The sequence below is a fragment of the Microbulbifer sp. GL-2 genome (genome assembly GCF_007183175.1).
In the GTDB taxonomy this organism is placed as follows: Bacteria; Pseudomonadota; Gammaproteobacteria; order Pseudomonadales; family Cellvibrionaceae; genus Microbulbifer.
The window spans coordinates 3422018-3448589 of record NZ_AP019807.1; the positions used below are offsets into that span (position 1 = coordinate 3422018).

Annotated in this window: 21 protein-coding genes and 1 pseudogene; 13 read left to right on the forward strand and 9 right to left on the reverse strand. The window is 45.5% G+C overall.

The genetic code is table 11. From position 1 onward, the window contains the following. The first annotated feature begins 98 nt into the window (after positions 1-98). Both GL2_RS15060 and GL2_RS15065 read left to right on the forward strand, forming a co-directional pair. Positions 99-629, forward strand: a complete 531-nt coding sequence (locus GL2_RS15060; protein WP_197736464.1) for an AAA family ATPase — start codon at positions 99-101, stop codon at positions 627-629. Between the two features lie 106 nt (positions 630-735). Further along, positions 736-1179, forward strand: a complete 444-nt coding sequence (locus tag GL2_RS15065; RefSeq protein WP_143731418.1) for a hypothetical protein — start codon at positions 736-738, stop codon at positions 1177-1179. A 343-nt stretch (positions 1180-1522) separates the two neighbouring features. On the opposite strand, the gene csrA is transcribed toward GL2_RS15065, so the two are convergent. Continuing rightward, positions 1523-1711, reverse strand: a complete 189-nt coding sequence (gene csrA, locus GL2_RS15070; RefSeq protein WP_143731419.1) for a carbon storage regulator CsrA — start codon at positions 1709-1711, stop codon at positions 1523-1525. A gap of 799 nt (positions 1712-2510) precedes the next feature. Between csrA and GL2_RS15075 the strand changes: the two genes are divergently transcribed. The 4 genes from GL2_RS15075 to rho all read left to right on the forward strand — a co-directional run bounded on the left by GL2_RS15075 (position 2511) and on the right by rho (position 5928). Then, on the forward strand, positions 2511-2795 hold the full coding sequence (locus tag GL2_RS15075; RefSeq protein ID WP_143731420.1) for a hypothetical protein: 285 nt from the start codon (positions 2511-2513) through the stop codon (positions 2793-2795). Positions 2796-2952: 157 nt separating this feature from the next. Beyond that, entirely contained in the window at positions 2953-3801 is an 849-nt protein-coding gene (locus GL2_RS15080) for a PA4780 family RIO1-like protein kinase (protein ID WP_143731421.1), read from the forward strand. 530 nt (positions 3802-4331) lie between these two features. After that, the gene (locus GL2_RS15085) at positions 4332-4709 is read left to right on the forward strand and encodes a nuclear transport factor 2 family protein (protein ID WP_143731422.1); all 378 of its coding nucleotides are present in this window, start codon (positions 4332-4334) and stop codon (positions 4707-4709) included. Positions 4710-4968: 259 nt separating this feature from the next. Continuing rightward, complete coding sequence (gene rho / locus GL2_RS15090; RefSeq protein WP_143731423.1) at positions 4969-5928, forward strand: transcription termination factor Rho; 960 nt, start codon at positions 4969-4971, stop codon at positions 5926-5928. Positions 5929-6201: 273 nt separating this feature from the next. Here rho and GL2_RS15095 read toward each other — a convergent pair whose 3' ends face one another. The 5 genes and pseudogenes from GL2_RS15095 to GL2_RS15115 all read right to left on the reverse strand — a co-directional run bounded on the left by GL2_RS15095 (position 6202) and on the right by GL2_RS15115 (position 13020). Beyond that, the gene (locus GL2_RS15095) at positions 6202-6648 is read right to left on the reverse strand and encodes a PaaI family thioesterase (RefSeq protein WP_197736465.1); all 447 of its coding nucleotides are present in this window, start codon (positions 6646-6648) and stop codon (positions 6202-6204) included. 26 nt (positions 6649-6674) lie between these two features. Then, positions 6675-7583: a DMT family transporter gene (locus tag GL2_RS15100; protein ID WP_232053638.1), complete on the reverse strand. Its 909-nt coding sequence runs from the start codon at positions 7581-7583 to the stop codon at positions 6675-6677. Between the two features lie 143 nt (positions 7584-7726). Then, positions 7727-9829: a 3-hydroxyacyl-CoA dehydrogenase NAD-binding domain-containing protein gene (locus tag GL2_RS15105; RefSeq protein ID WP_143731426.1), complete on the reverse strand. Its 2103-nt coding sequence runs from the start codon at positions 9827-9829 to the stop codon at positions 7727-7729. Between the two features lie 46 nt (positions 9830-9875). After that, positions 9876-11077 (reverse strand): annotated as a pseudogene (locus GL2_RS15110) (3-oxoadipyl-CoA thiolase). 65 nt (positions 11078-11142) lie between these two features. Further along, positions 11143-13020, reverse strand: coding sequence for an acyl-CoA synthetase (locus tag GL2_RS15115; protein WP_143731427.1), 1878 nt, complete (start codon positions 13018-13020; stop codon positions 11143-11145). Positions 13021-13477: 457 nt separating this feature from the next. Here GL2_RS15115 and GL2_RS15120 point away from each other — a divergent pair, with 457 nt between their 5' ends. Beyond that, complete coding sequence (locus GL2_RS15120) at positions 13478-14677, forward strand: acyl-CoA dehydrogenase family protein (protein ID WP_143731428.1); 1200 nt, start codon at positions 13478-13480, stop codon at positions 14675-14677. A 27-nt stretch (positions 14678-14704) separates the two neighbouring features. Continuing rightward, a complete protein-coding gene (locus GL2_RS15125) occupies positions 14705-15832 on the forward strand; it encodes an acyl-CoA dehydrogenase family protein (protein WP_143731429.1) in 1128 nt (375 codons plus the stop codon). Between the two features lie 76 nt (positions 15833-15908). Here the strand turns inward: GL2_RS15125 and GL2_RS15130 are convergent, their stop codons facing one another. Beyond that, positions 15909-16709: an IclR family transcriptional regulator gene (locus GL2_RS15130; RefSeq protein WP_143731430.1), complete on the reverse strand. Its 801-nt coding sequence runs from the start codon at positions 16707-16709 to the stop codon at positions 15909-15911. Between the two features lie 344 nt (positions 16710-17053). Here GL2_RS15130 and GL2_RS15135 point away from each other — a divergent pair, with 344 nt between their 5' ends. Both GL2_RS15135 and GL2_RS15140 read left to right on the forward strand, forming a co-directional pair. Further along, positions 17054-18493, forward strand: coding sequence for a serine hydrolase (locus GL2_RS15135; RefSeq protein WP_143731431.1), 1440 nt, complete (start codon positions 17054-17056; stop codon positions 18491-18493). An 8-nt stretch (positions 18494-18501) separates the two neighbouring features. Continuing rightward, the gene (locus GL2_RS15140; RefSeq protein ID WP_143731432.1) at positions 18502-19488 is read left to right on the forward strand and encodes a hypothetical protein; all 987 of its coding nucleotides are present in this window, start codon (positions 18502-18504) and stop codon (positions 19486-19488) included. A gap of 250 nt (positions 19489-19738) precedes the next feature. Here the strand turns inward: GL2_RS15140 and GL2_RS15145 are convergent, their stop codons facing one another. Then, positions 19739-19981: a hypothetical protein gene (locus GL2_RS15145; RefSeq protein WP_143731433.1), complete on the reverse strand. Its 243-nt coding sequence runs from the start codon at positions 19979-19981 to the stop codon at positions 19739-19741. 824 nt (positions 19982-20805) lie between these two features. Here GL2_RS15145 and GL2_RS15150 point away from each other — a divergent pair. Further along, entirely contained in the window at positions 20806-21600 is a 795-nt protein-coding gene (locus tag GL2_RS15150; RefSeq protein WP_143731434.1) for a bifunctional 2-polyprenyl-6-hydroxyphenol methylase/3-demethylubiquinol 3-O-methyltransferase UbiG, read from the forward strand. Positions 21601-21652: 52 nt separating this feature from the next. Further along, positions 21653-22333: a glutathione S-transferase family protein gene (locus GL2_RS15155; RefSeq protein WP_143731435.1), complete on the forward strand. Its 681-nt coding sequence runs from the start codon at positions 21653-21655 to the stop codon at positions 22331-22333. Positions 22334-22445: 112 nt separating this feature from the next. On the opposite strand, the gene GL2_RS15160 is transcribed toward GL2_RS15155, so the two are convergent. Then, positions 22446-23408: a right-handed parallel beta-helix repeat-containing protein gene (locus tag GL2_RS15160; RefSeq protein ID WP_172621167.1), complete on the reverse strand. Its 963-nt coding sequence runs from the start codon at positions 23406-23408 to the stop codon at positions 22446-22448. Positions 23409-24311: 903 nt separating this feature from the next. Here GL2_RS15160 and GL2_RS15165 point away from each other — a divergent pair. Continuing rightward, complete coding sequence (locus GL2_RS15165; RefSeq protein WP_143731437.1) at positions 24312-26528, forward strand: M3 family metallopeptidase; 2217 nt, start codon at positions 24312-24314, stop codon at positions 26526-26528. Positions 26529-26572 lie beyond the last annotated feature (44 nt).

Here is a 26572-nt window from a genome sequence, read left to right on the forward strand (position 1 = left end):
CGGCCAAAAAGCGGCCTCCACTGGACAGCCTAAAGCGTGCTTCGCACACGGCTGCCGGTTAGCAGGGCGTTATGTGTACCACTTAAAGGAGTAGTGTTTTGAAATTCGTGATGATCTATGGCCCCTCAGGAATCGGGAAGGAAAGTATTGCTCGGGCTTTAGCTAAGAGAAAAGACTGGAAAGTATTTCCACAACACCTGGCATTTGACTTATCAAGTGCCGTAATTGGGTTTGGAAATAATGGATTTGAACGGTATCAACGAAACGTATGTTTGGAAGCGTTTGAAACAATAGTTAAAAATGGAGCGAGTGGGATAGTCTTCACCTTTTGCTATGTATCCCCAAACAGTGATTACTTTATAAGTGGTTTACTCGACTTTATAAGCAAATATAATATTTCCCCCAGCTTCATATGCTTAAAGTGCGAACTAGAAGAGCATATTCGCCGCGTAACAAGTGAAAGTCGAAAGAATACCAATAAAATCCAATCAAAAGAATATTTGCTCAATTATTTAGAAAGGTTTGATTTCGCAGCCACAATTCCTGGAGTGAGTTCAAAGACACTAGATACGACAGATCTATCAATACAAGAGTCAGCAACTGAAATTGAAAAAAACATCAACACATAACAAAGTTAGCCAACGACGCCCTGATGCGGGCTGGATTTTCGTTTCGGCACTTGAGCGCCTCCACTACGGCCGTGGCTAACGGCGTTAGGCTTCACAAGGAGAGTAGATGAAAAGTCAGAGAATTAATCTTCTAAAAATAGCTGGAATACTTACCGTATTGATTGCGCTAATTCATATCGGGTGCATAGTTTTTGGCGGCGACTGGTATAGATTTCTCGGCGCCGGTGAGCAGATGGCTCAGTTGGCTGAAAGGGGTGATCTTTATCCAACGATTGTTACCAGTATAATTTCGGCCGTTTTATTACTTTGGGCCATCTACGCTTTTTCTGGGGCGGGATTAATTGTTAAGCTGCCTTTGCTTCGCCTGGGTTTAGCGCTAATTTCAGCAGTTTTGCTTATTAGAGCGCTGGGTTTTTACTTCATAATGCCAGCTTTCCCAGATAATTCGTTAACTTTTTGGTTTTTAAGTTCCGGCATATGTTTACTCCTCGGTTTAACATACACGCTAGGCCTAAAGCAGCGGTGGCACTCAATAAGTAGCAAAGCCTAACAAGGCCATCTTGCATCGCCCGCAAGCGGGCTGGAAAAATTTTCCGTGGTTCTTTTTGCCCTTTACGCTACGCTAGCGCAAACAAACCACTCCAAATTTGCCGCAAATGTCGGCGTAATCATGATGGCCGGTACACTATAGCAGAAACACAATAAGCAGTTATAGTTGCCGAAAATCCTGCAGCTTGGGCGGCTTACCTTATGCGACAGCCGCTGCAAAATGGTCGTTATTGCGTTATTGATAGACAACTGAATGGCCGTGGATATTGCGTATTATTTAGCTTATTAGTCGGCCTTCTAGGAGGAGCTCACAGGGAGATGGCCTCCCTGAAAGAATCTACTTCTCAGCGTTTTTTATTGCTTAGCTTTCGTTCCTTTTGGACGCGAATATAAATTTCTTCTCGGTGTACAGGCAGTGATTTGGGAGCATGGATTCCTATCTTCACTTGATTACCCTTAATCTCCAATACTGTGACAGAGACATTTGTTCCAATTCTTAGGTTTTCGCCTGTCCGGCGCTTCAAGATCAACATGTTCATTTCCTGCTGACGGAGAGATCTTCCACGGTGGGAGTGCTTCGAAAGTAACGTATGGAGGAAATGCGAGGGGGAGCGCGAGAACGGTAGGCGTAAAAGAAGAAAAGGCGGGCGCTACGCTCCCAGAGCCTGGGGAATCGCTCCAAGCTGCTGAATGTACTCGACTTTATTGAAGGCGAGCGGGTTTCTAGCGTACTATGCATATAGCCATTTTGATAATTAGCGTATCAATTTGGTTAGCTGGCCCCTGGTGTTGGTAGCACCTTGGGTCAGCGCCTTTTATCTACTTTTACATCACGCTACCGTTCTCCTGTTGAGAGGATGGATCTAGTCGTTAGTTTTGGGGTCTCTTGGAGCTCTTAAGCAATTGGCTCACAGGAGCCAGCTCAATCGAAGCCACTAATATCATTTAGTGTCTATCGATTTTACGCAGCTTTGGTGCCAAAGAAAACTTAATGGAATATAATAAGTTAATTTTGGCGCCTATATTTCTATTCATATTTACTTAGAGTTGTCCACTAAGGGTTATCAGGGTTCAACTGGCCGCGTGCCTCTAAGCACGATGAAGAATTACAGCTAAAAAGGTACTAGGTTTTTTGCAGGCAAGGTGTAGGGATGCGATGACTACTACAGTCGAGAGAAATCCACAGTTAGTAACGATGATGCATAACAAATCGCTTAAACATTGCCCAATGTCCAGCACACTTTAGGCGGAAATTTTACAGCGAACAACAAATTATGCTTCTGTTTCAGAAGAATTTACTCCCGATTATTTGGGAGTTATATAGGAAGTTTTATGGCTGAGAATGCCAAAGAAAAATCTAAATTATTGAAAGTTTTACAGTCAGTTTTCTCACTGGCAATAGTTTGTGTTGTTTGTTATAGCGCAATATATGGCGCTGAATTAATATCATCAGCTATTGCTGTATCCGCAGTAGCGGGTCTATTCCTCCCAGCTGTTGTGGCCGAATCCTGTGAGGGGCTGATTGAGGTTTTCGCTAGTGTTTTGACCGCTTTTGTTGAAGGCTTGGTCGATGCGGTTACTGGTGTGCTAGAAGCAATAGGCTCAATCTTCAGCTAGCATCTAATCAATTCATGACCTCTTTCTTGATCTTTGGGGGTTGACTTTGATATTTGTTTGTGGTAATAACGGCTTGCAGCTGAGTGTGAGGTGTACGAAAATAGATAAACAGATATTCAAGAAAGTATTGATTCCCCTTTGTTTTAGCAGGTAATAAGTGAGAGTTCCCCAGCGTTTAAAGCCTCTGGTAGAAGATGGTTTAATTAGTGAAGTTATTAGTCGGTTAACTAGTGGAAAAGAAGCCGATGTGTTTGTTGTCCGCCGTGGTGACAAAATCTGTTGTGCCAAGGTCTATAAAGAGGCGGCTAAGCGCAGCTTTAAAAAGGCAGCGGAATATCAAGAAGGCCGAAAAGTTCGCAGTGGTCGTCGTGCACGGGCCATGGAAAAGCGTTCAAGTTATGGACGTAAATTACAGGAGGAGACCTGGCAAAATGCCGAGGTTGATGCCCTATCAAATTTAGCTAATGCTGGTGTACGTGTACCCGAGACATTTGGTTGTGTTGATGGTGTGCTATTAATGGAGTTAGTCACCGACGAAGAGGGCGATGTTGCTCCTCGGCTCGGGGATGTACTGATGTCTGAAGAGCAAGCAAATGAAGACCATGCTCTTATGATGCATTACATTAAATTAATGCTATGTGCAGGTATTGTACATGGTGATTTGTCAGAATTTAATGTGCTTGTCGATGGCAGTGGGCCAGTGATTATTGATTTACCCCAAGCCGTTAATGCCGCCGCCAATAATAACGCAAAAGAAATGTTTATACGCGACGTCAACAATATGCGCCGATATTATGGTGAATTTTCACCAGCCCTATTAGATACACAATACGCTCAAGAAATGTGGGCACTCTTTGAAGAGGGCAACCTAAGGCCCAATTCGACGCTCAGTGGTAAATTTGAGAACTCATCGGATAGTGCAGATGTGGATGCTGTACTAGAAGAGATCAAAGCGGTAATGAAGGAGGAGCTGGAAAGGCAAGAACGCGTGGGTAACGTTGAGTGAGCTGCACCAAGTGCGGATTAGATTTTAGCAAATGCGCCTGGAGTTTTGAGATGTGTATCAGGTTGCAGCTAAAATTGGTTAGATTCCGCACTGGATGTTCCGGCCTAACTTGGTGGGTATAACTGCTTGTTTATGTATGATAAATTGAGCAAGATTGAGTATCTTTTTGCCAGCGTTTTCGCGGCTGTTTTCTTCGATGGAATTGCAAAATTTCCATGAATTATAGGGGGGTTCCACGTTTCCCGCAGGAAATGGCAATATATAGGGGTAGTGTTTATATTTGCCTGGATAGCGATAATTGTTTTTTGGGTTTACAAGTGGATCTCCCAGTGCAGTTTCAAAAGCTAAAATGACTATGCTTAGAGTGCATGGGAAAAACCCTATGAAGTTCGGCTCCAACTAGTCTGCCTTCATAGTAATTTACTCTTGAATATACGATTGTAATTTATGAGATTTTTAATAGGGCCGGAAGGTTAGCCCTATTTTAACTGCTATTATTTCTGTATCCAGAAAAGTCAGAGATGGATCTTATGAATAACATTTTAGAAGAAGAGATTGTTGAGGCTGAAGAAAGACTGCGTCTTGCCATGATATCTTCTGATTTACCTATTCTTGATCAGCTTTTGAGTGAAAATCTCATATTTACAAATCATCTAGGGCAGCGCTTGAGCAAAAGTATGGATCTTGTTGCGCATGAAAGTGGTAATCTTGCCCTTTCTTCAATAGAGCTGTCTGATCAAAAGATATTGGTTAGCGGGGATAGTTTGGCTGTAGTATCGGTAAAAGCAAAAGTTGACGGAATCTATTCTGGTGAGTCGGCGGGAGGGTGTTTTGCTTTTACACGTGTATGGTCAAAGGTATCTGGGAGTTGGCAGGTTGTTGCGGCCCACTCAGGGATCATTGCCTAACATTGAAAAATATAAACTTTATATTCAAAGGTTTTGCTGAAAGTTTGCCATATGTTTTTGGGCGGCTGATCTGAAAAGACTGGGATGTGAGATTTACTTAAAAATAAGAAGTAAATGACAATCTTACTGTTGGTGAGTCAAGGGGTGTGGCATTGCTAGATCTAACACTCAAAGAAAGTCCAGAATCAAATTGGTAGTTTTTTGATGGTGCTGTTCTTGCGCCAAAATATATATTTAATTAGGTGTTCAAATATACGCTATGGCTAGAAAGATTTTATCTCTGAAAGTTAAAAGGAATCTGGATTCGCAACAACCTGATAAAAAGCCGGAAGATGGTTCTCATATTGACCCTGAAAAGCGGTTTTTAAATGGTGTGGCTGTTAATCCTTCAGAGGCAATTCGTTTCGAGTTAGGTTCTTCGGAGCTCACAGTGCGGGCGATGGATTTAATTACACCAATCGGCATGGGGCAGAGAGGTTTGATTGTTGCCCCGCCAGGTTGCGGTAAAACTACTATTTTAAAGCATATTTGCCAGGCTGTAGGGGAAGCTTATCCAGAAATAAAACTCTATGCATTACTTATTGATGAAAGGCCAGAGGAGGTGACTGACTTTAAGCGTAGTGTTCCTGCTCAGGTACATGCTTCATCTTCGGATAATAGCTATGAACAACATGTTCGTGTAGCTAATGATCTTCTCAAAAGTGCTCGAGAGGAAGCAGGTAAGGGTCACAATGTAATGATTGTTATTGATTCACTGACAAGGCTTGCACGTGTACATAATGCGGAGCAAAAGGGTAGAGGGCGTATAATGTCGGGTGGCATTGATGCTAGAGCCATGGAAATTCCGCGAAAGTTGTTTGGTGCTGCAAGAAAGATAGAAAATGGTGGGTCGCTTACGATTTTGGCGACCGTTCTTGTCGATACTGGGAGCAGGATGGATCAGGTAATATTTGAAGAATTTAAGGGCACTGGTAATATGGAAATGGTTTTATCAAAGGAAATTGCGAGACAGCGAATTTTTCCTGCGTTAGATATAGCTAAAAGTAGTACCCGCCGTGAGGAACTACTTCTGAACTCCAAAAATATTGAAAGTATAAGAATTCTACGTAGAGCGCTAAGCAGCCTGAAACCTATGGAAGGGGCTGGGAAATTGGTGGAATTGCTTAAAAAGTATCCATTAAACGAAGATCTGCTAAGCCGTTTTTTACCAAAAGAATAGTTCTTATCTCTAAATACATCCTTAACTGACGGCCTGGCTGTTTCTTTAAGATCGATATTTTTATGTTGGTTTTACTGTGCGTTTTTTTGTTTGGTTTCAGTGGTCTGGGCAGGTTGTGTTCATTGAGTAGATAGCTTAAGCAGCCGGGCTAACCATAAAAAATACAAGGGTTTTCAGAGCCGCCTTTTTTATTTCTGGGCAGAATCCAAGTGATAGGTCAAGCCTTTCATTGAAGGTGAATTTGCACAATGCCATACTTTTTGATTGAAATGGCTAAATGCTTTCTACAGCGTCGCCCTCTATGATTTCACCTTCCATTATCTCACTACCGCTGCGATATCGCATGGTCATTTGGCCGGTTGCAATTAAAGTCTCTTGGCTATCATAGACTTCAATGGTGGAATAAAAAATTTTATGCCCGGAATTTGTTAACTTCCCTATGGCAATTAACTGATTAGTTTTGGCTCGGCCAGTAAAATTTGTAGTAAGGGATAGAGTGAGCGATCTCCTTCTGCGGTTGGGATATGGGCAGTAGAGCCCGCTGTAGGAACCTGCGACATCTATTAATGTTGTAATGAAACCACCGTGGGGCACTCTATGACTATTTAAATGTTCCGGCTGAACGGTAGCGCTGATCACTACACGACCTTCCTGCCATTCTTCAATCTTGATTCCCAAATGATCATTGAAAGGTGGTTGTTTTTTATTGTGCCAGTTCATCAACTATTGCCTTGTAATAAATTAATTTAGGATGGACGCACGTTAGTCGCTTGCCGGGTGGAGAAGTACACCGTGAGTAGGCCTGCACCGATGACAATAAGTGTGCCGATCATTGCAGTTATATTGGGTAGATGCTGCCAAATTAGCCATCCGAGAATACCTGCAATCACCACCCCAAAATAGCTGATTGGTGAGACTACGCTGGGTTTGGCATAGCTATAAGCTTTTGTATAGAGCCATATAGCCAGCAATACGGAAACGCCATTAAAAGCCAGGTAGGGCAGGGTCCATGCTGGGATCGGTTGCCAATAGTAGATCCCCAGGGGCAGGCTACAAGCAAAGGAAATTAGGATGTAGTAAAGTAAAATTAAGCTCGGCCTGTCAGTGCGGGACAAAATTCGTGTGCCCACCATAGACGCAGCCAAAGTTATTCCCGAGATCAGGCCAAAGGCGTGACCACTACTAATACCGTTGATTTCTGGCTGTAGAATCAGGGTGATGCCCAGTAGTCCGAGCACAATTGGCAGCCAGTGTGTTACTGGTATCTGTGCACGAGCCCAGAGCCAACCTACAAGGGGAACAAAAATGGGGGCTGCATTGCGCAATAATCCGGCCTCCATCAGGGAAATACGGCTGAGCGCAGAAAAATAGGCGAAGAAACAGAGCCAGCCGGCAAAGCCGCGTATCAGATGGGTTTTCCAATGTTGGGTTGTGAGTTGTCGCGGTGATTGTCGCACCAGCCACGGAGCCAGCAATAGTAGGCAGATACTGTATTGACTGAGGACAATCAATGGCACGGGTACCGCAGCTGATATCCATTTAGTTGCTGCCGCAGCAGTACTAGCTACCAGCGCAGTGGCAAGTGCAAAACCAATGCCTTTCCAGTTGTTCTTTTTGACGCTGGCTCTGGTGTGGCCTTCTGGCCCTGGTAGCACGTTGGGATATGATTGGTTTGTTGGTGGTTGTGATTCTATTAAAATACCAGGTCTTGTCATCGTATTGCAGGTTATTGATCTAGGTTACAACAAGAAAAGAGGGGGATCGGTAGCTCTACCAGTTCCCCCTATGGCGCGGAATTTTAGCTTTGGTCGTCAACCCAATTTGCGAATGTTCTGCCCTCCTGTGCCAGCCGGGCTAGCAGAGGGGAGGGAGCCCAGTAGGCTTCTCCGTGCAGATCACGGAATGTGCAAATGGTATCGTAGACTTTTTTCAGGCCTATTCGATCGGCGTAGTACATTGGGCCACCACGATGGGGAGGGAAACCGTATCCGTATGCGTAGACAACGTCTATGTCACTGGGGCGCTGGGCTATACCATCCTCCAGGATTCTGGCTCCTTCATTAATTAAGGCGAAAATTAGTCGATTGAGAATTTCTTCATCAGGGATTTCTCGACGTTCTACTCCGTGAGCTTCCGCCTGTGCTTTTATCACTGCGAGTACTTCTGGATCGTTACTGCGGGCACGGGTTTCTGAGTCATAGCGGTAGTAACCGGCTCCAGTCTTTTGGCCCAAGCGGCCCATCTCAACCAGGGCATCGGCAATGCAATAGGTTTTGGAATCACCTTTTTCAGCTTTACTCAAACCCTGGCGCGCTTTGTAGCCAATGTCTAGACCTGCCAGATCCCCTACGGCTATAGGGCCCATAGCCATTCCCCAAGACTGCATTACTGTATCGATTTGCTCGGGAGTTGCTCCCTCTAACAGGCACAGCTGAGCCTCTCTAGCATAGGGGCGAAGCATACGGTTTCCGATGAATCCATAGCAGTTACCCGCTAGTACAGGAACTTTTTTGATGGTTTTTGCCAGTTGCATCGCGGTGGCAATGACAGTATCGGTACTTTTTGAACCGCGAACTACTTCAAGAAGTTTCATCACATTCGCTGGGCTGAAAAAATGTAGTCCGATAATATCTTCAGGCCTATTGGTGACGGCAGCAATCTGGTCGATATCCTGGTAAGACGTGTTCGTTGCTAGAATGGCGCCAGGTTTGCAGATTTGATCCAACCTGGCAAAAACATCCTGCTTGAGCTCCATACTCTCGAATACAGCCTCAATAACCAGATCTACGTCTGCCAGCTCTGCATAGTCTGCGGTGCCTGTGATCAAAGAGAGGCTGCGTGTTTTCTGGGCTTCTGAGAGTTTTCCCTTTTTCATGCTAATGCTGTAATTCTTATCGATTACAGCCAGGCTACGGTCGATGGCAGCCTGATTGATCTCTACCAGTTTGACTGGAATATTTGCATTTGCGAAATTCATGGCAATACCTCCCCCCATGGTGCCGCCACCGATAATGCCGACACTGTTGATTTCTCTGGTGGGGGTATCTTTAGCTAGTCCTTTAATTTTTGTTGCACTGCGCTCAGCGAAGAACATATGCCTTAGGGCGGCTGACTGGTCTGAGAGTAGGCATTCGATAAACAAATCCAGCTCTTTCGCCAGCCCTTTATCGAAGGGCAGTTGAGTTGCAGCTTCTATACAAGTGACAATATGTTGTGGTGCAAGCTGGCCGCGGGCTCTTTTGTTCAGACGCTGGCGAAACTCATCAAACAGTCCCTCTGGAATACTGGCGGGATCTATATGGATATCCCTGACCCGACGTACGGGGGCCTTGCGATTGATCAGTTCACGAGCAAAGGCGAGGGCGCCTTTAAGTAAGTCATCGCTGATCACCCGGTCTATAAGCTTCATACTTTCGGCTTTTGCGGCCGAAATGGGATTACCTGAGGTGATCAGTTCCAGTGCTGCAGAAACGCCTGCCAGCCGCGGAGTACGTTGCGTGCCTCCGGCTCCAGGTAGTAAGCCCAGTTTGACTTCAGGCAAGCCGACTTTGGCTGATTTCAGGGCGCAGCGATAGTGGCAGGCCAACGCCACTTCAAAACCGCCGCCAAGGGCTGTGCCGTGAATGGCGGCAATCACCGGTTTGTGTGAGTTTTCAATTTCTGTAATAACTTCCGAGAGCATAGGTGCTTGCGGTGGTTTGCCAAATTCCGTTATGTCCGCACCAGCGATAAAGGTGCGGCCTTCACAAAGTAAAATCAGTGCTTCGGATGCATCTTCTTGAGCACTCTTGATGGCTCCCCAGATTCCCTCACGCAGACCATGTGATAGAGCGTTGACAGGTGGATTGTTTAGTCGAATAACTCCGATATCACCAATGAGTTCATAATTTACGGTGGACATTGTTATCTCCAGATCTTAAATGGCTATTTGATAGTTCCAATGGCTTTCAAATACGCTCTATAACCACGGCGATTCCCTGACCAATGCCGATACACATGGTAACCAGTGCATAGCGGCCACCGGTTCGCTCCAATTGGCGTAAGGCTGTTAGCAAAATACGTGTTCCACTGGCACCTAGGGGTGGCCAACGGCGATGGCGCCACCATTGGGGTTAACCCGTGCGTCCTCGTAATCAATCTCCAGCATTTTCAGGCAGCCCATGGCCTGCACCGCGAAAGCCTCGTTAAACTCCATAACATCCATATCTGCCAAACTGAGGTTTGCCCGTGATAATGCCTTGCGGGTTGCCGGAACAGGACCCAGTCCCATAACTCTTGGTTCTACGCCTGCGATAGCGCTGGCAAGAATTCGTGCGCGAGGTTTGAGGTCTGCGGCCTGGCCGGCTTCCAGGCTGCCAATTATCATTGCCGCCGCACCGTCATTGATACCTGAGGCATTGCCGGCAGTAACCACGCCACCTTCAAACAGCGTGGGCAGTGTTTGCAGTCGTTCAAGACTTGTACCGGGGCGGGGGTGCTCATCGGTATCGATAAGTCGCGATGGTTGTTTTCGAGCTTGCGGCACTTCGATAGGAATAATCTCATCGATGAAGAAACCATCAGCCCGAGCGGCTTCATACTTGGCTTGTGATGCTTTCGCAAAAAGGTCGCACTCTTCTCGCTGAATATTCAAGTCCGCAGCGATGTTATCGGCTGTCTGTGGCATGGTGTGGCTGCCAAATTCGGCAACAATGTCGGGATTGGTAAAGCGGGGACCGAGGGTGGTATCTGCCAATTCCTGGGTGCGATCGAAGGCGCTATTCGCTTTGGAGAGAACCAGCGGAGCACGGCTCATTGACTCAACACCGCCGGCAATAAACAAGTCGCCTTCCGAAGACTGGATACAGCGGCCAGCATCGGCTATGGCAGACAGGCCTGAACCACACAGGCGATTTACTGTAATGCCACCAGTGGTGATAGGCAGCCCTGCGAGCAAGCCGGCAAAACGGGCAATGTTGCGGCTGTCCTCCCCGGATTGATTGGTATTACCGACAATCACATCCTCAAATTGTTTGGGATCGAAATTAGTCCTTTTAATCAGGTTTCTAATAACATGCGCGAGTAGGTTGTCGGGCCTGATACCAGAAAGGCTACCTCCATGGCGACCAAATGCACTGCGGCCGCCGTCATAAATATAGGCATGTGGCATAATCAGTTTTCCAGTCACGGGATCTTCTTTACGAGTAGCAGTAGATTTGCGGATAACGTCTTCATTTAGTCAAACTCCAGTGCTACGGGTAAATCCTCCAAGGCTTCCCTCGCTGCGGTTTTACTTGAATCTTGCTTCAGCTGAACTTTCGCAATTTGCCCGCGGGAAGCGTCAAAATGTGCAGAAAACTCCGCTGCAATGCTTTTTTCCTGTAGTGCCTTTCCAATTACATATTCGGTAGCACGATTGCGTAGGGCCGGTTTAAATACTTTGGCCACAGCAGTCAGGGGAACCTCATCAATAATTTCCACACGTTTGGGAATGGCTGCACGCTCAGAAATTTGGGTGCGACAGTAGTCGATAAGCTGCTCTTCAGTAGGCGGATGATCTGATGGAAATAGAGTGACATAAGCTACCGGAACCTCCCCGGCATAGGCATCGGGTTGGCCCACTGCAACAGCCATAGCAACAGCAGGATGACGAGCTAACGGTTCCTCTATGAGGGCAGGGTCGATATTATGGCCGCCACGAATAATCAAGTCCTTGGCGCGTCCGGTCAGATAAAGATAACCATCACCATCGACATATCCCATATCACCAGTATTGAACCAGGTGTGGTCAACCCAGGCTTTTGCATTGTCCTCTTCAGAGAGGTAGCCGGAAAAAATATGCGGCCCCCGTGCGAGTACAATACCGACCTCACCAGTGTCACAGGTTCCCACTAGCCGGTTTCCGTCCACTTCGGCAATTTTCATTTCCATATAGGGGAGGCGGCGGCCAACGCTGCCCTCGGGTGCTTGCATATCTGTTGGGGGACGAGCCAGCAGACAGCTGGATTCTGTCATGCCGTAGCCGTTGCTTATAGTTACATTGAATTTTTCCTCAAATGTGGCCTTGAGTCCGGCGGGTAAAGGCGAGGCCCCGCAACCAATATCTGTCAGGCAGCTGATGTCATTGTCGCCCACAGGAATTTGCAGCAAGACGCCGAGAATAGTGGGTACGGCGCCAAAGCCCTGTACCCGGAAGCGGGCGACGTGATGCCACCAGTTGGGGAGCACATTGGGGGAACGAAAACCTGAGGGAGTCATTATGACAATTGTGCGGCCGGCAAGCAGAGTGCCAATGCCGGCGACTACAGCACCAAAAATGTGGAATAGAGGCAGGCCGCTGAGGGTAGCAAAGCGTCCTTTACTGGAAGTTGTGTCCACACTTAGCTGAGCAACAAATGCAATATTACTGTGGGTCAGGCGCGCAATTTTAGGTCGCCCGGTTGTCCCCCCGGTGTGGAAGTAACTGGCAATTTCATCACCTTGGATAGTTCGCCCACTAATTAAATGGTCGTTTGGCTGTTGGGCAATTGCCAATACAAAATTCTCTACTTTAATGTCGGAAGGCATGGATATGGTACTAATCGGTTTTTTACTGATTAGCAGCAGTGCCTTCAAGGTTGGTACCCGCTCAATGACCTGCGCAACCTTTTCCCATATCTCCTCACTGAGGTCCTGCCCAAGGCTGACTAATACCTTGGCCTTGGTGGCATTCATGATCTCGATAATATGCTCGGGTTCAAGCAGTGGATTGATAGGGCTGGCGATCCCCGCTGCCTGTCCACCCCAGAGTGCGAAGTGAGTTTCTGGAAGGTTGGGTAATAGTAGTGAAACTGTATCTTTCGATTTAACGCCGAGAGAGTGGAGTAGATTAGCGGTTTGGTGAACTCTCTCGGATAGCTGTGAGTAGCTCACGGTCACACTTTCTTCATCTGGTACAGCGGTGGGAAGAAATTCGATAGCTGCATCTTGTTGGTAAAGACGAGCAGCCTGCCGAATTAAATCGTAGGTGTTTTCCCAAGGATATCGTTGTAACAAAGGAACTTTTTCATATTCCTGGATTTCTGCAAGAGATTGCAGCATGGGACTGCCAGTGGAAGTGGACGTGATAGGCATGGGGGCTTCTCTCACTATGGTTATTATGTTGACGACAATATCAAAAGTGAAAAGAGCATTCCACTCTGCGGAATTCAATGGTAATGTTTTGTGCGTCGAGTGGTTATTCAGAAGCTTATAGATGGAAAGTGGCGGGTAAATATATACACCAGCTATGTAAATACGCCATTAAGTAGAAAATTGCGCCAATAGAGTTGGCTCATTAACCGAGGACTTACTTCCGTGAGTCGGAAAAAGTCAGAATAGCGATACTCAGATATAAATATCAGCCTGAAATTATTTTTAGATAGTCTTACTCAAGACAAAGAGTGGGGCTCGCTGAGCCAGATCGAAAGTGAATTTATTCCGCTTGTATAAGGGAACTTCCGAATTTAGTACATGTTGATTGTGCAAGTTGGTGAAGGAAGTTAGCTGAAAAATATCTGCCAATTGCACCCATAAAAACAGGAGCAAGCGAATGAATATAGATTTTTCCCCTGAAGAATTAGCTTTTCAGCAGGAAGTTAAGCAATTCCTGCAAGAGAAGCTTCCGGCGGATATCAGCGAGAGGAGCCTGGATGAAATTCCCCTGGGAAAAGAGGACTATGAACGCTGGCAAAAGATCCTGTACGAGCAGGGCTGGGCTGCGACTAACTGGCCAGTAGAATATGGGGGTACCGGTTGGACGCCAACGCAAAAATATATCTGGGCCAATGAATGTGCCAATTTCGGCGCGCCAGATGTAATTCCTTTCGGCTTTAAAATGGTTGCACCAGTTATCTTCACTTATGGTAGTGAAGAGCAAAGGCAACGGTTTTTGCCTGATATTTTGGCAAGTAATGTTTGGTGGTGCCAAGGATATTCAGAGCCAAATGCGGGCTCTGATTTGGCGTCGTTAAAAACTACGGCGGTGCGAGACGGCGATGAATATATCGTTAATGGCACCAAAACCTGGACTACTCTGGGACACTGGGCTGATTGGATCTTTTGCCTGGTTCGTACTGGGGGCCCCGAAGTCAAGAATCAGGCCGCAATCACTTTCCTGTTAATTGAAATGAACCACCCAGGAATTACTGTATCGCCCATTATGACTTTGGGTGGCCATCATGAAGTTAATGAAGTGCATTTCGATAATGTGCGGGTACCAGTAGCCAATCGTATAGGAGAAGAGGGTCACGGCTGGACCTATGCCAAGGTACTGTTGACCCATGAGCGCACGGGGATTGCCCGGGTTGCCACCTCCAAAAAACGTTTACAGACTTTAAAAAAACTGGCAGGTGATACTTGTGATGGTGATGCCAACCTACTGGAAAATCCGGCCTTTGCGCAAAAGCTGGCAGAGGTTGAAATAGATCTTTTAGCTCTGGAGTTTACCGAGCTAAGAGCACTTGCGGCAGTGAGTACCGGTAATGCACCGGGACCAGAATCATCCATTTTAAAAATTAAAGGAACTGAAATCGCCCAGCTTATTGATGAGCTTTATATGGAAACTGCGGGTTACTACGGAATGCCATTTGTCCGAGAGCAATTTAAAGGCGGATTTGATGGCGAGCATGTAGGTCCTGGCGTTATTACCAGCAGTGTGCCCCGTTACTTAAATAACCGTAAATCCTCGATATATGGTGGCAGTAACGAAATTCAGAAAAATATTATCAGCAAGTGGGTACTTGGCCTGTAAACGCGACGTTTAATGAGGATTGGAACGATGGATTTTTCCTATAGCGAAGAGCAGCAGATGCTGCAAAGCAGTGTGAGCAAATTTATTCAACAGGATTATGATTTTGATCGTCGCAGTAAGTTAATAGACAGTGATGCTGGATTTAGTCAGGATAATTGGAAGTTATTTGCCGAGCTGGGCTGGCTAATGGTTCCATTTAGTGCAGAAGATGGTGGTCTGGGTGGCTCTGCTGTTGATCTGATGGTGGTGATGGAAGAGTTTGGTCGTGGCCTGGTGGTGGAACCCTTCCTGGCCAGTGCAGTTTTAAGTGGTGGACTAATAGCAAGCGGTGCGAGTGAGGCACAGAAGAGAGAGTTGCTAAGTCTGTTTATGGAGGGCCAGTTGCAGCTGGCATTTGCATTTACTGAGCCTCAGAGCCGCTTCAATCTGTCTGATATTGCTACCAAAGCTGTAAGGGACGGAGATTGTTACGTTGTGAATGGCCACAAAGCCGTTGTTTTGAACGGTTCAGCTGCAGATAAACTATTGGTGGCAGTACGTACTAGCGGCGGCCAACATGATTGTGAAGGCGTAACTTTATTATTGATAGATGCCAACACTGAGGGTGTCCACCGCCAGGGGTATGCCACTGTGGATGGGCACCGTGCGGCTGAGGTAAAGTTTAATAACGTGATGGTTCCTGTAGCAAACCGGGTCGGAGAGGAGGGGGCCGCTTTGCCAGTAATGGAAAAGGCAATTGACCGGGCTACACTGGCGCTGTGTGCCGAAGCAGTAGGGGCCATGGAGAAAATATATAAAAAGACCGTGGAATACACTAAGACCCGGGAGCAGTTTGGATCTGCTATTGGAAAGTTCCAGGCCTTACAACACCGGATGGTGGATATGTTTACCGAATATGAGCAGGCCCGTTCTATTCTATTAATGGCAGCGTTACAGTTGGATATGAATAATGGTGTTGCCCCTAAGGCAATTTCTGCAGCAAAAAGTCGCATCGGTAAAGCTGCTCGGTTAATAGGCCAGGAAGCAATTCAATTACACGGCGGTATAGGGGTTACAGAAGAGCTAGATGTGAGCCATTATTTTAAACGCTTAACTACAATCCAGTATTTGTTTGGTAGTACAGATTATCATACCCGCCGATTTGCCGGGCACTAGCGAGGCAGGCAGCGATGAGGTGATGCATTGCCCTCCAGGTTGGTTGCGTTGAGCTACCAACCTGGGATCAAGTTATCTAGTAGCGAATCAGCATAGCCTCAATATTGCCGACCATATTTTTCAATAAGGGGGCGACTTCTTCTTCCAGGAATTCTGGGCTCAGGCGGTAGGCAGGTCCGCCAGCATTAAATGTATAAATGCGCCCCTGGCTTAATTGTAGGGGGACAGCAATACCATTAACATCGCGGTTCCAGTCGCCAAAAGAACAACAAAACCCGCGCTGCTTATAGCTTGCTACCGCTTCTTCAACTCCAGCCTTGATTTTGGACCAGCGTTCGCTATACCTTTTCTCCAGATGGCCATAAAAGTACTCACGCTCCTCTTGAGGTAAAGCTGCCAGGAAAGCCCGCCCAGAACCACTAGTAGCTAGAGAAACACGGTTACCTATTTCGTAGCGAAAAGTCGTAACATTAGCAGCTGCACAAAACTCGACAAATATCATATCGAGTCGATCACGGTCAGACAGTCCTACAGCCGTTCCTGTGGAGTTTGCAAGGTCCTGCATTAGGGGTTTGGCAACTTGGCGAATAGCCAGATTGGAGACAAAAGCATAGCCAAGTGCTAGTACGCCGCTCCCTAATTGGTATTTTTCCAGTCGATCCGAGTAGGTCAAATAACCTAATTTAGTGAGAGTGTAGGTTAGCCGTGAAATACTAGAGCGAGGCAAGCCAGTGCGTTGAGCGATTTCAAGGTTACCCAGAAAGCCATCACCGGGCTGAAATGCCCGCAGTACATCCAGTCCACGGGCGAGGGCTTCAATAAACTTGCGGTCCGGTTCTGCACTTTTCTTCCTTGGGAGGTCACTCAGCGGAGCCATGGTCATAAATCCTGCTTTTATAGAGGCAAGTATACAAATTTTACTCCTGGACTTGAAGCTAGATACTTAGCTTTGAAGGGAAATTTAGGTCTGTGAAGGGAGGCGGGTAATAATGATAGGTAATGTAAATCGTGGTTGTACTTGGGCGTTCAGTGGTAAGTCCTGAGTAAGTGTATAATTTGGAATCAATGCAGTTTAAAGTGTTTTTTCGGAATGCCTATATATACGGTCAATTTATCGTATATTGTATTGCTTCTGCTTGTCCCAAAGATAAAATCAGTGTTTAAATACGTGCTAGTCAATTTTTTCAATTTTGATCTTATATAATAATAAGGGTATTAGAAATGGCATTAAGATTTCTCACTATTATCATAATGTCTTTGATGATCGGCAGTAATTGTTATGCTATAGCTAATAATACGGAAAAAGAAATAAAGTCAGCGCTGGCGGAGATGTCTAGTAGCAACCGCTTAATTGGTTCACATTTCGTTGCAGTAGTTGATAAGAACGGGCTCGATTTCTTTTATGCCTATTCAAAAGACGTTCCTAAAGTAACAGAGAGTACGCCTATCTTAATCGCAAGTCACACAAAGTCTTTTACCAGTACTTTGATGGCTATCCTGCATAGCTCGGGAAAGTTGGATTTGGATAAGCCCATATCATCTTACAAGCTCCAGTTGGGGCTTGAGGGGAAAGTTGATACCAATAAAATCAGTATTAGGGATTTACTTACCCATACGGCTGGATTTACAAGTGTCCAACATACCTTTAAGTCAGCGTTTTTAGGTCATTCTGGTAGGGAGGAACTGATTGATTCATTAAGTGAGAATCTACTTGTTGCGCCAGATTACAATTTTAGATATTCAAATACAGGCCCGATAGTCGCCTCGATGATTGCAGAGAACGTCACTGGAAAAACTTGGGGAGATCTAATAGAGGAGTATATTGCCGACCCGCTGGATATGAATGCGACTACGAGCAACGTATCCAAGGTGAGGACAATTCTCCCATCTATCATCACATCTAGTGATGGCAATACCTTTAATTCTGGGCATTTCAAGTCAGATCTAACGATGCATCCATCAGGAGGGCTTGTTTCGACAGTCAATGATTTGGCGATATGGCTTCAAGCAAACATAAATAAAGACAGGTCAAACTTATCAAAAGTCGATATCTTTGATAAGCTTCATGAAAAGCAGGTAGACCAATCTAAAACCTATTTCACCTATGAGCGATCTGGATACACTTTGGGGTGGGATCTGGCAGAGTATAATCAAGAGACGCTTTTGACAAGGTTTGGAAACTATGGTGGATATAGTATTCATGTATCCTTTATGCCAGAAAGAGAGATTGGTGTAATTGCATTTACTAATCAGGATGTGGCTTATATCTTGCCCCATGTGATAGCTAATTATGCTTATAACTCAATATTAAATAAGAAAAATAGGGGTATATTGTTTGAGCAGGAGATGAATCGGCTGAAGAAGTCTGTGCTAGTTGAACTGTCGGAAGCTCCAGATTCTGCCTTGATTGTTAGCTCCGATGATTTTCCAGATAACTTGCTTGGCACTTTTATCAATAGTAGCGGTTGGCCAAAACAAAAATTCTACATTGACAATGGTAAAGTAATGGTAGATTGGGGAGTTATTAACGGACCTTTATTGAAAGATGGTAAAAAGTATATGGCACATTTTGGGGTATTTCAAAGAGAGATTGCTTTTCTTACTCTAGAAGGTGGGGACATAAAATGTAGGAATGGCTCTGTTGAGTTTTTAAAAAGATAAATCTCTAAGTGGTAACTATTATTGTGATAATAACTAGAATTTTTGTATCGTTGTTGTTTCTTGTTTTTTCTCTTGGGGTGGCTGGGTTTTCCGGTGAGGGTGAAAATAAGAGTGGTATAGCTGAATATCAGGTGGTTAATTTAGCAGATGACTTCTATGAATTGTATAAGTCATCTGAAGCCATGAAGGAAGATAGGAGGGTGTCTTTTATTGCTAAATCACTGGTGGAAAAATTCCCAGCCTTTTACAGAGATAAGGAAGGGGTGAATGAAAGTGATGAGCATTCTCTTCTAAATAGGATATCTTTTGCAGTTAAAGATTTTCCTGGTATTGAGGAAGAGTATCGTTCTCGAGAAAGATTGCTTGGCCAGAAATTAAATGAGAATTTACAATACTTTAGGCGTGTCTTCTTTGATATGGAGGTGGATGTACCTATATACATACTACATTCTTTTAATGAATTTAATGGCACTGTACGCAAGGTGGATGGGAAAAGTCACCTAATGTTTGGGGTGGATCTAATGGCTAAGTACCATTCATGGGAGAATGACTCACCTTTTTTTCATCATGAGTTATTTCATGTCTATCACGAAAATTATTTTGAACAATGTGAACCCCTTTGGTGTGATATTTGGAGTGAAGGTCTTGCTACTTATGTTGCTTATAAGCTGAATTCTAACCCCAGTTATGATGAGCTGATGTTGAATATACCTGAAGATATGGTTCCTGATGTGGAGCGTCAGCTAGCATTTGCGTTAAAGGATTTAAAGGATAAATTCTATTCTACCGAGCCAGATGTTAATAGTGCCCTTACTTCCTTTTCATCAGACGAGACAGGCTTGCCTTCCAGGCGTGGTTATTATCTTGGTTATTTACTGGCTAAAAGCTTGGGGGGAAAGTATTCAGAAATTGAGCTTGCAAAAATGAATGCCAAACAAGTAGAAGGTATTCTATTTGAAGAGCTTAACAGGATGATCGATAAAAACAGTGGCTGAATCCAGATAGAAAATTTTGGCATAAATATTAAAAGGTAAGCATAAAAAAGCTTCTCACCTATTTCAGGTAAGAAGCTTCTAGAAAGTAGAAATAATAAGAAGATATTTCCTTATTGATTCAACTCGTTATCATTGACCCACTTGGGCTTTCCGGGAGCTATAGGAGCAAATCTATATAACTCCCAGCCACCCCTTGGGTCCAAGTTAAATGGGTTTGCAGTGCCGAGCCACATAAACTTGGGGTGATTGATCATTGTGCGGAAACCAAAGTTCCCGAAATTGCCAACGCCATCAAAGGTGGCTGGAATAGCTCTACGATCTGGTGAAAAGAAGCGGTATAGTTGGCCTGCCATGCTATCGTGATGATGCTGTTGCCGCCGCCTTCGCCATCGATTCCCTCCTTAACTCCACCGGAGCGGAATCCCAATATATCTTGGAGCAGAGAGTCGTAAGTCGAGGTTATTTCCGTTACTTCAAGCGTACAGGTACCCATGCGATAGGCCATTGGGACACGCCAGTCACCAACACGACATTGGAGATGTGCGGTACAAGGGACATATGCTCCTGTGCCCAGTTTAAAAAAGATGTCTCAGCGATACCCCAGGCCTGGGCACCGTTGCATTTTGGTTCAGCGATGGAGCAGATACTGTCAACCAGTTCAGGGTTGGGTTCGCCTCCGCCATTAAAGTATTCATCTACTGGTGCTTTGAACAGCTTATCGAATCGAAGTTAAACCCTTTTACGGTGCTTGCCAGAGTGTCATCAGGATTCTTCACTATTTCCTCTCCGTTGTGTACTAATACTCGGTGCAACTAGTATTTCCAGAATATTGAGAGTGCAAAACAAGAGGTGACTTTCATCAGCATCCCTTGCTCCACTACAGACCGCTATGGCGGTTGATACTACGGGTCAAAAGGCAGGCTTGAGTAGAATATGCCAATCCACATGGGACAGTAATATTCCCTAAAAAGTAGAGATTAGGATGTCACTGGAGGCAAGAATATTGGCTAGATTATTTTCTCCTCAATAGTACCAGCCAGATCGATATTTGAGATAGCAGGATACTATAGCGAGGATGCGCTTATTAAAATTTTGTTACTTAATGAGGTGGTCGTCAATTTTAGTGTAGGGCTTGCTGACCCTTCTTAAGATGGTTAGTACAACAGGTTGGTGTATTATCAAATAGGGAAGGTTGTATTAGGTGCTTTATAAATTTAATTTGGTGTAACGGAAAGAGTAGGGGGGGATGGTATTGGCTACCGCTTAAATTCTTAGTATATTTTTAACCCATCTAAAAACTGGTTTTCACTAGATAAAATGAAAGAAGAAACTAGATTCTTTGTAGACAAATCACTGGCTTCTTGGGATGAGGCCGGCTCCATTCATTGGGAAGTCACTAAGCAGCTGCTTGAGCAAGTCTCAGACTCTAAATTTAATGCTTTGGAGAAGGATTTCGATACATTAGTAAGTGGTTATGATATTTGTGGAAAATCAGTGGTACAAATTTGCTGCAACAATGCAAAAGATCTGATATCCATAAAAAAGAAAGGAGCTGGCCGTTGCGTCGGTATTGATGGATCTCAAGCCTTTGTCGATCAAGCCAAGCTTCTGGCAAAAGCCGCGGGATATCCAGATATGGAGATTGTATGTTCTAACATCTACGAGTTACCAGAAAAGCATGTTGGTCAATTTGACTTTGCAGTTATTACCATTGGCGTACTCAACTGGATGCCGGACCTAAAGCGATTTATGAGTATTTGTGCTTCGCTGCTAAAGCCAGGCGGCTATCTTTTGATGGAGGAGATTCATCCTGTTTTGAATATGTATGAAGAAGGTAACCCTTCACAAATTGCGATGTCATACTTTAATCGAGAGCCACAGCGGGATGACCAAGGGTTGGATTATTTTAGTGGTAAGAAGTATCAGGCAAAAGAAAATTATAATTTTCACCATACATTGGCCGACGTGCTGATGGCAGCAATTACTTGTAATCTATCATTGAAAAACTTCATAGAGCTGGGTAAGAATATTGGGAATTGGTGTGGAGATTTAGAGAAATCTGAGTTTGTGCCACCTATGGCAATGCTGGCCAGCTGGCAGAAGCAATTATAAATTACAAAGACGTGGCTATTGAAGCCTTACTGTTAATTACTAAGGAAAGCGAATGTATCAGTTGTTTATAGCAAATAAAAACTACTCATCATGGTCACTGCGGCCCTGGTTGTTAATGCACCATCTGGAAATTCCCTTTAATGAGCAGTTGACGACTTTTGAAGAGGGGGGAAGTTGGGATAAATTCCATAGTTTTTCCCCTACTGGATTGGTGCCCTGTTTGATTGATGGCGATATAACCGTTTGTGATTCCCTTGCCATAGTGGAGTATGTTGCAGAAGATTTTCCGCAGGTTTGGCCCATCGATAGACAACCGAGAGCCTGGGCGCGGAGTGCTTCTGCAGAAATGCACTCTGGTTTCTTTGCCCTTAGGAATATCTGCTCGATGAATTGCGGATTAATCGTAGAGTTAACAGAGACTCCTCCATCGTTAAAGAGGGATATCGATCGAATTGATGAGCTTTGGCAGGAAGGGCTAGATCGCTTTGGAGGACCGTTTCTTACCGGAGTTGAATTTACTGCAGTGGATGCTTTTTTTGCTCCAATTGCTATTCGGGCTCAAAATTATGGCCTGCCATTTAGTGATGTGGCCAAAGAGTATATTGACCGGCTACTCAAATTACCCTCTATGAGGAAGTGGATATCTGATGCGCTACAAGAGCCTTGGAGGGAGGCACAACATGAAAAAGAGGTTAGCAACCAAGGGGTCATAATAGAGGATTTGCGTAGCTGAATATCTTATATCTCTAAACTCTCATGTGTGACCAGGAGTTTGAGTCGCACATGTGGGCAATATCTTATATTTAGAAGGTTGAATTATTAACAAACTTAAATGAACTCAATGATTAGTCAAGGCACCCAGGGCTTGAGGAGGAGGATTCGTTATTTGCCCAGATATTTGGAGATCTATTTGAAAGGTTGCAATCTTTAGTGGTAAGTGGATCGTAAAGGTTAAATTTTGTATGCCCTAAAACCCTGTTGCCAATAAATTTGTTGTTGGTTGCCTCAATAGATACTATTTGTATTCCGTAAGACCCATTGTCTAGTATTTCATTTTTTGCAATAAGGCCGTTATCTGCATTGTTGAACGATAATCCACTGCCATTGTTGATCACAGTATTTTCTATAACTGAATTGTTGTTACCGGAAACGCCTATACCTTTACCGTTATTTTCAATAGCATTGAGTTTGGTTGTCACAAAGTCCCCATCAATCTCTATGCCCTCATTAATACTGCCAGTCACATAATTATCGTAAATATTGACATGGTTTCCATTAATAACAATACCCCTGTCACCGGCATTGAAGATAAAGCAATTTGCTACCGTACTATAATTTCCGTCAATTCTAATACCATCATTACTATCTGGCCCTGCACCTGTCGCAGTGACCCTGGTAATATAATTTTTATTGCTGTCAGAGGTTGCAATGATTCCATTTCCTGTAAAGTTAACGATTTCTGTATCAGTTACCCTGTGAACACCAGTTCCTGAAACAGTAATGCTATCTGGGCAATTGCTAATCATTCCGCCGGAGATTGCTGCACCCGCACCCTCTACCAGGATACCGAATCGATCAAAAGCTTGATCAGTTACACAAGTTATTGCATACCCTCCTAGATTTAGTCTTCCCGATGGGCCCACTACGGTAAGGGCTACTTTATTTTGTTCATCCAGAACACAGACCAGGTCCTGATCTAAGTTTGTCGGTGAATCAATCACGTCTCCGCAGCTTACAGCGAAGGTGGAAGTGGAGAGGGATAGCGCCAATAAGGAAAGAAATAACGACAGTTTATGTACGGCTTTCATAAACATTTCCTTGTCTACTGGTATGGCTTGTGCCTTTAGTCTCGCGGTAATTATTTGGGCGCCTTCGTTGCTCAGATTCCGCCCTTACCAAATTATTGTGGAGTATTTGGGTTTTGGTTTTAAATAAATTTAAAGATTATTTTGAAGTGTATTAGGCGGCTTTTAATTTCATCACGCATCTAAGTTATCGATTTTCCTGGCGTATCAAATCTTTTTGTCCTAAGTGACTGGTTGTTCTTCAGAACTTTTTGAATCCTGGGTCAACTCTATGTTCACCAGGATTACTCCGGCACAAGGCACGGAGGGCTCTGCTGATTGCGGATGGTCTCATTCTTAAATGAGAAGTTAAGGAATCTCTGAAGAATTCCGAAATGTCTCTACGGGGCTTGAAGACTGCAGGTGTTAGGCGTAGCTCACCTCGACTGACCTTAGCCATTCGCAAGTGCCGTAACGTAGTAGATGCGGTCTTCAAGGACCGCCGGATGGAATTTGCAGGGGTGCCACGGAATTATTCAGAAGATCCTTGCTAAGAAAAGGTCTTCGAATTGTTTGAGGAAAGACCTTGATGGGCTTATCCCCTAGAGGGAGTTTGCACTGGTTTTGCTTTGTATATCGCTGTAAAGATAGAACTCGACAGCTCGAAAACCCTGATATGTGACTAAGAAGTTACTCACCAACCGGAATCTACAAAGATAACACTTAAAAAGTCGTTATCAACATTGTAGTTTTCATGTTGATATAGACGGAGGCGTCGGTCAGTCAGGGGGGGAGGTTGTCGCGTAAATCGCTCTGTTTGACGCAGCCCCAAGCATCCAGGGCGGTAAAGTTGGCCTGGGTGGGGCAACTGGGGTTAAACTCTCGCCCTTAAAACTATTACAAAGCTCTATCTTAGAGGAGATTCCAATGCGTCAGACAATGATCGCACTATCCGTGGCTGCTACCCTTGCGGTTGCGGGCGGTTGTGGTGAAAAGGCAAAGCAGGCTGAGGTAGCTAAAGACACTGTGAAAGCTGAAGAGTCCATGGCTGTAACTCCAGAGCACGCCAGTAACATGCTCCTGGCAGAGTGGACTGGCCCCTACGATGGTGTGCCTGCGTTTGACAAGATGGACCTGAAGGATCTCAAGCCTGCGATTGAGAAGGGTATCGAGAAAAATCTGGCCGAGCTTGATGCGATCGCTGCCGATCCTGCTAAGCCGACTTTTGCCAATACTATTGTGCCGATGGAGCGCAGTGGAGCCGAGCTGGGTCGCGCAACTGCATACTATGGGATCTGGGCCGCTAATATGTCCTCTCCAGAGTTCCGCAAAGTCCAACAGGAACTGGCCCCTCTATGGGCTGATTACGAGTCCCAAATTTACCAGAATGCAGCACTATTCAAGCGCATTAAGTCCATCTATGAACAGCGTGATTCTGTAGGCCTGGATGCCGAACAAAAGCGCGTTGTTGAGCTGATCTACACGCAGTTCTCGACCAATGGTGCCACCGTACAAGGTGAGGCCAAGGAGCGCTATGCGGAGATCAATAAGCGCCTCGCGGAGCTTTACACCAAGTTCTCGAACAACGTACTTGCGGATGAGGAAGGCTACGATATCTTCCTGACCAAGGGCCAGCTGGCAGGCCTGCCGGATTCCTTTGTCGCAGCAGCAGCTGCGATGGCAGAAGAGAAGGGCGAGAAAGGTAAGTACGCAATAACCAATTCCCGTTCCTCTATGGACCCATTCCTGACTTACTCCGATGATCGCGAGCTGCGTAAGCAAGTATGGACCAACTACTACAGCCGTGGGGACAATGGCGATGAGCACGATAACAACGCCATCATCGCTGAAATCCTGAAGCTGCGTGATGAGCGCGTAGGCTTGCAAGGCTTCGATAACTACGCTCAATGGCGCTTGCAGGACCGTATGGCCAAAACCCCAGAGCGCGCTATGGAGTTGATGGAGGCAGTGTGGCCAGCGGCGGTTGCCCGCGTAAAAGAAGAAGTGGCTGATATGCAGGCTGTGGCGGATGCCGAGAAAGCCAATATCACCATTGAGCCCTGGGACTACCGTTATTATGCGGAAAAAGTTCGCAAGGCCAAGTACGACCTGAACTCCGATGAAGTTAAGCAGTATTTACAGCTGGACAACCTGCGTGAGGCCATGTTCTATGTGGCTGGTGAACTGTTTAATTTCGAGTTCACTCCAGTGAAAGAGGGCTCAGTACCGGTCTTCCACGAAGACGTAAAAGTTTGGGAAGTGACTGACAAGACCAGTGGCGATCATATTGGCCTCTGGTACCTGGACCCATTTGCCCGTGCGGGTAAGCGCTCTGGTGCTTGGGCCACTATGTACCGCGACCATTCCACCTTTGATGGTAAGAAGAATGTACTTTCTTCCAACAACTCCAACTTTATCAAAGGTGCGCCGGGCGAACCTGTACTGGTGAGCTGGGACGATGCATCGACCTTCTTCCACGAGTTCGGCCATGCGTTGCACTTCCTCGCATCTAATGTGACCTATCCAACCCTGAACAGCGGTGTGCGCGACTACACCGAGTTCCAGTCGCAGTTGCTGGAACGTTGGTTGTCTACCGATGCGGTAATCGATAACTACCTGGTGCACTACAAAACTGGTGAGCCGATTCCAGCTGAGTTGGTTGCCAAGATCAAGAAGGCGGCCAAGTTCAATTCTGGCTTTGCCACCACCGAGTACCTGGCTTCCGCACTGATTGATATGAAGTTCCACACCGCAGATCCAGAGGGTATCGACCCGGATAAGTTTGAGCGCGAAACTCTGGACAAACTGGGGATGCCAAAAGAGTTGGTAATGCGTCACCGCACTCCGCACTTTGGTCATATCTTCTCTGGTGAAGGTTATGCAGCCAGCTACTACGGTTACATGTGGGCCGACGTACTGACCTCCGATGCCTCTGAGGCTTTCGCTGAGTCCAAAGGTGGTTTCTACGATAAGGGTGTGGCAGCTAAACTGGTTGAACACCTATTTGCTCCGCGCAACGCTGTAGACCCTGCTGATGCCTACCGTGCTTTCCGCGGCCGTGATGCCAATATCGAAGCGCTGATGCGCGATCGTGGCTTCCCTGTACCGGAGAAGAAAGATGGCTCCGTTGTTTCCAAGAACTAAATTATTGTTGATTCAATAATTGATTTATTAAAAAGCCGCATCTT

What these genes read in the sequence shown, in the direction of transcription:
- GL2_RS15065 (WP_143731418.1), top strand. Translation starts at nt 736, where the DNA reads ATGAAAAGTCAGAGAATTAATCTTCTAAAAATAGCTGGAATACTTACC.
- csrA (WP_143731419.1), bottom strand. Translation starts at nt 1,711, where the DNA reads ATGTTGATCTTGAAGCGCCGGACAGGCGAAAACCTAAGAATTGGAACA.
- GL2_RS15075 (WP_143731420.1), top strand. Translation starts at nt 2,511, where the DNA reads ATGGCTGAGAATGCCAAAGAAAAATCTAAATTATTGAAAGTTTTACAG.
- GL2_RS15085 (WP_143731422.1), top strand. Translation starts at nt 4,332, where the DNA reads ATGAATAACATTTTAGAAGAAGAGATTGTTGAGGCTGAAGAAAGACTG.
- rho (WP_143731423.1), top strand. Translation starts at nt 4,969, where the DNA reads ATGGCTAGAAAGATTTTATCTCTGAAAGTTAAAAGGAATCTGGATTCG.
- GL2_RS15095 (WP_197736465.1), bottom strand. Translation starts at nt 6,648, where the DNA reads ATGAACTGGCACAATAAAAAACAACCACCTTTCAATGATCATTTGGGA.
- GL2_RS15105 (WP_143731426.1), bottom strand. Translation starts at nt 9,829, where the DNA reads ATGTCCACCGTAAATTATGAACTCATTGGTGATATCGGAGTTATTCGA.
- GL2_RS15115 (WP_143731427.1), bottom strand. Translation starts at nt 13,020, where the DNA reads ATGCCTATCACGTCCACTTCCACTGGCAGTCCCATGCTGCAATCTCTT.
- GL2_RS15120 (WP_143731428.1), top strand. Translation starts at nt 13,478, where the DNA reads ATGAATATAGATTTTTCCCCTGAAGAATTAGCTTTTCAGCAGGAAGTT.
- GL2_RS15125 (WP_143731429.1), top strand. Translation starts at nt 14,705, where the DNA reads ATGGATTTTTCCTATAGCGAAGAGCAGCAGATGCTGCAAAGCAGTGTG.
- GL2_RS15130 (WP_143731430.1), bottom strand. Translation starts at nt 16,709, where the DNA reads ATGGCTCCGCTGAGTGACCTCCCAAGGAAGAAAAGTGCAGAACCGGAC.
- GL2_RS15135 (WP_143731431.1), top strand. Translation starts at nt 17,054, where the DNA reads ATGGCATTAAGATTTCTCACTATTATCATAATGTCTTTGATGATCGGC.
- GL2_RS15145 (WP_143731433.1), bottom strand. Translation starts at nt 19,981, where the DNA reads ATGGGTACCTGTACGCTTGAAGTAACGGAAATAACCTCGACTTACGAC.
- GL2_RS15150 (WP_143731434.1), top strand. Translation starts at nt 20,806, where the DNA reads ATGAAAGAAGAAACTAGATTCTTTGTAGACAAATCACTGGCTTCTTGG.
- GL2_RS15155 (WP_143731435.1), top strand. Translation starts at nt 21,653, where the DNA reads ATGTATCAGTTGTTTATAGCAAATAAAAACTACTCATCATGGTCACTG.
- GL2_RS15160 (WP_172621167.1), bottom strand. Translation starts at nt 23,408, where the DNA reads ATGAAAGCCGTACATAAACTGTCGTTATTTCTTTCCTTATTGGCGCTA.
- GL2_RS15165 (WP_143731437.1), top strand. Translation starts at nt 24,312, where the DNA reads ATGCGTCAGACAATGATCGCACTATCCGTGGCTGCTACCCTTGCGGTT.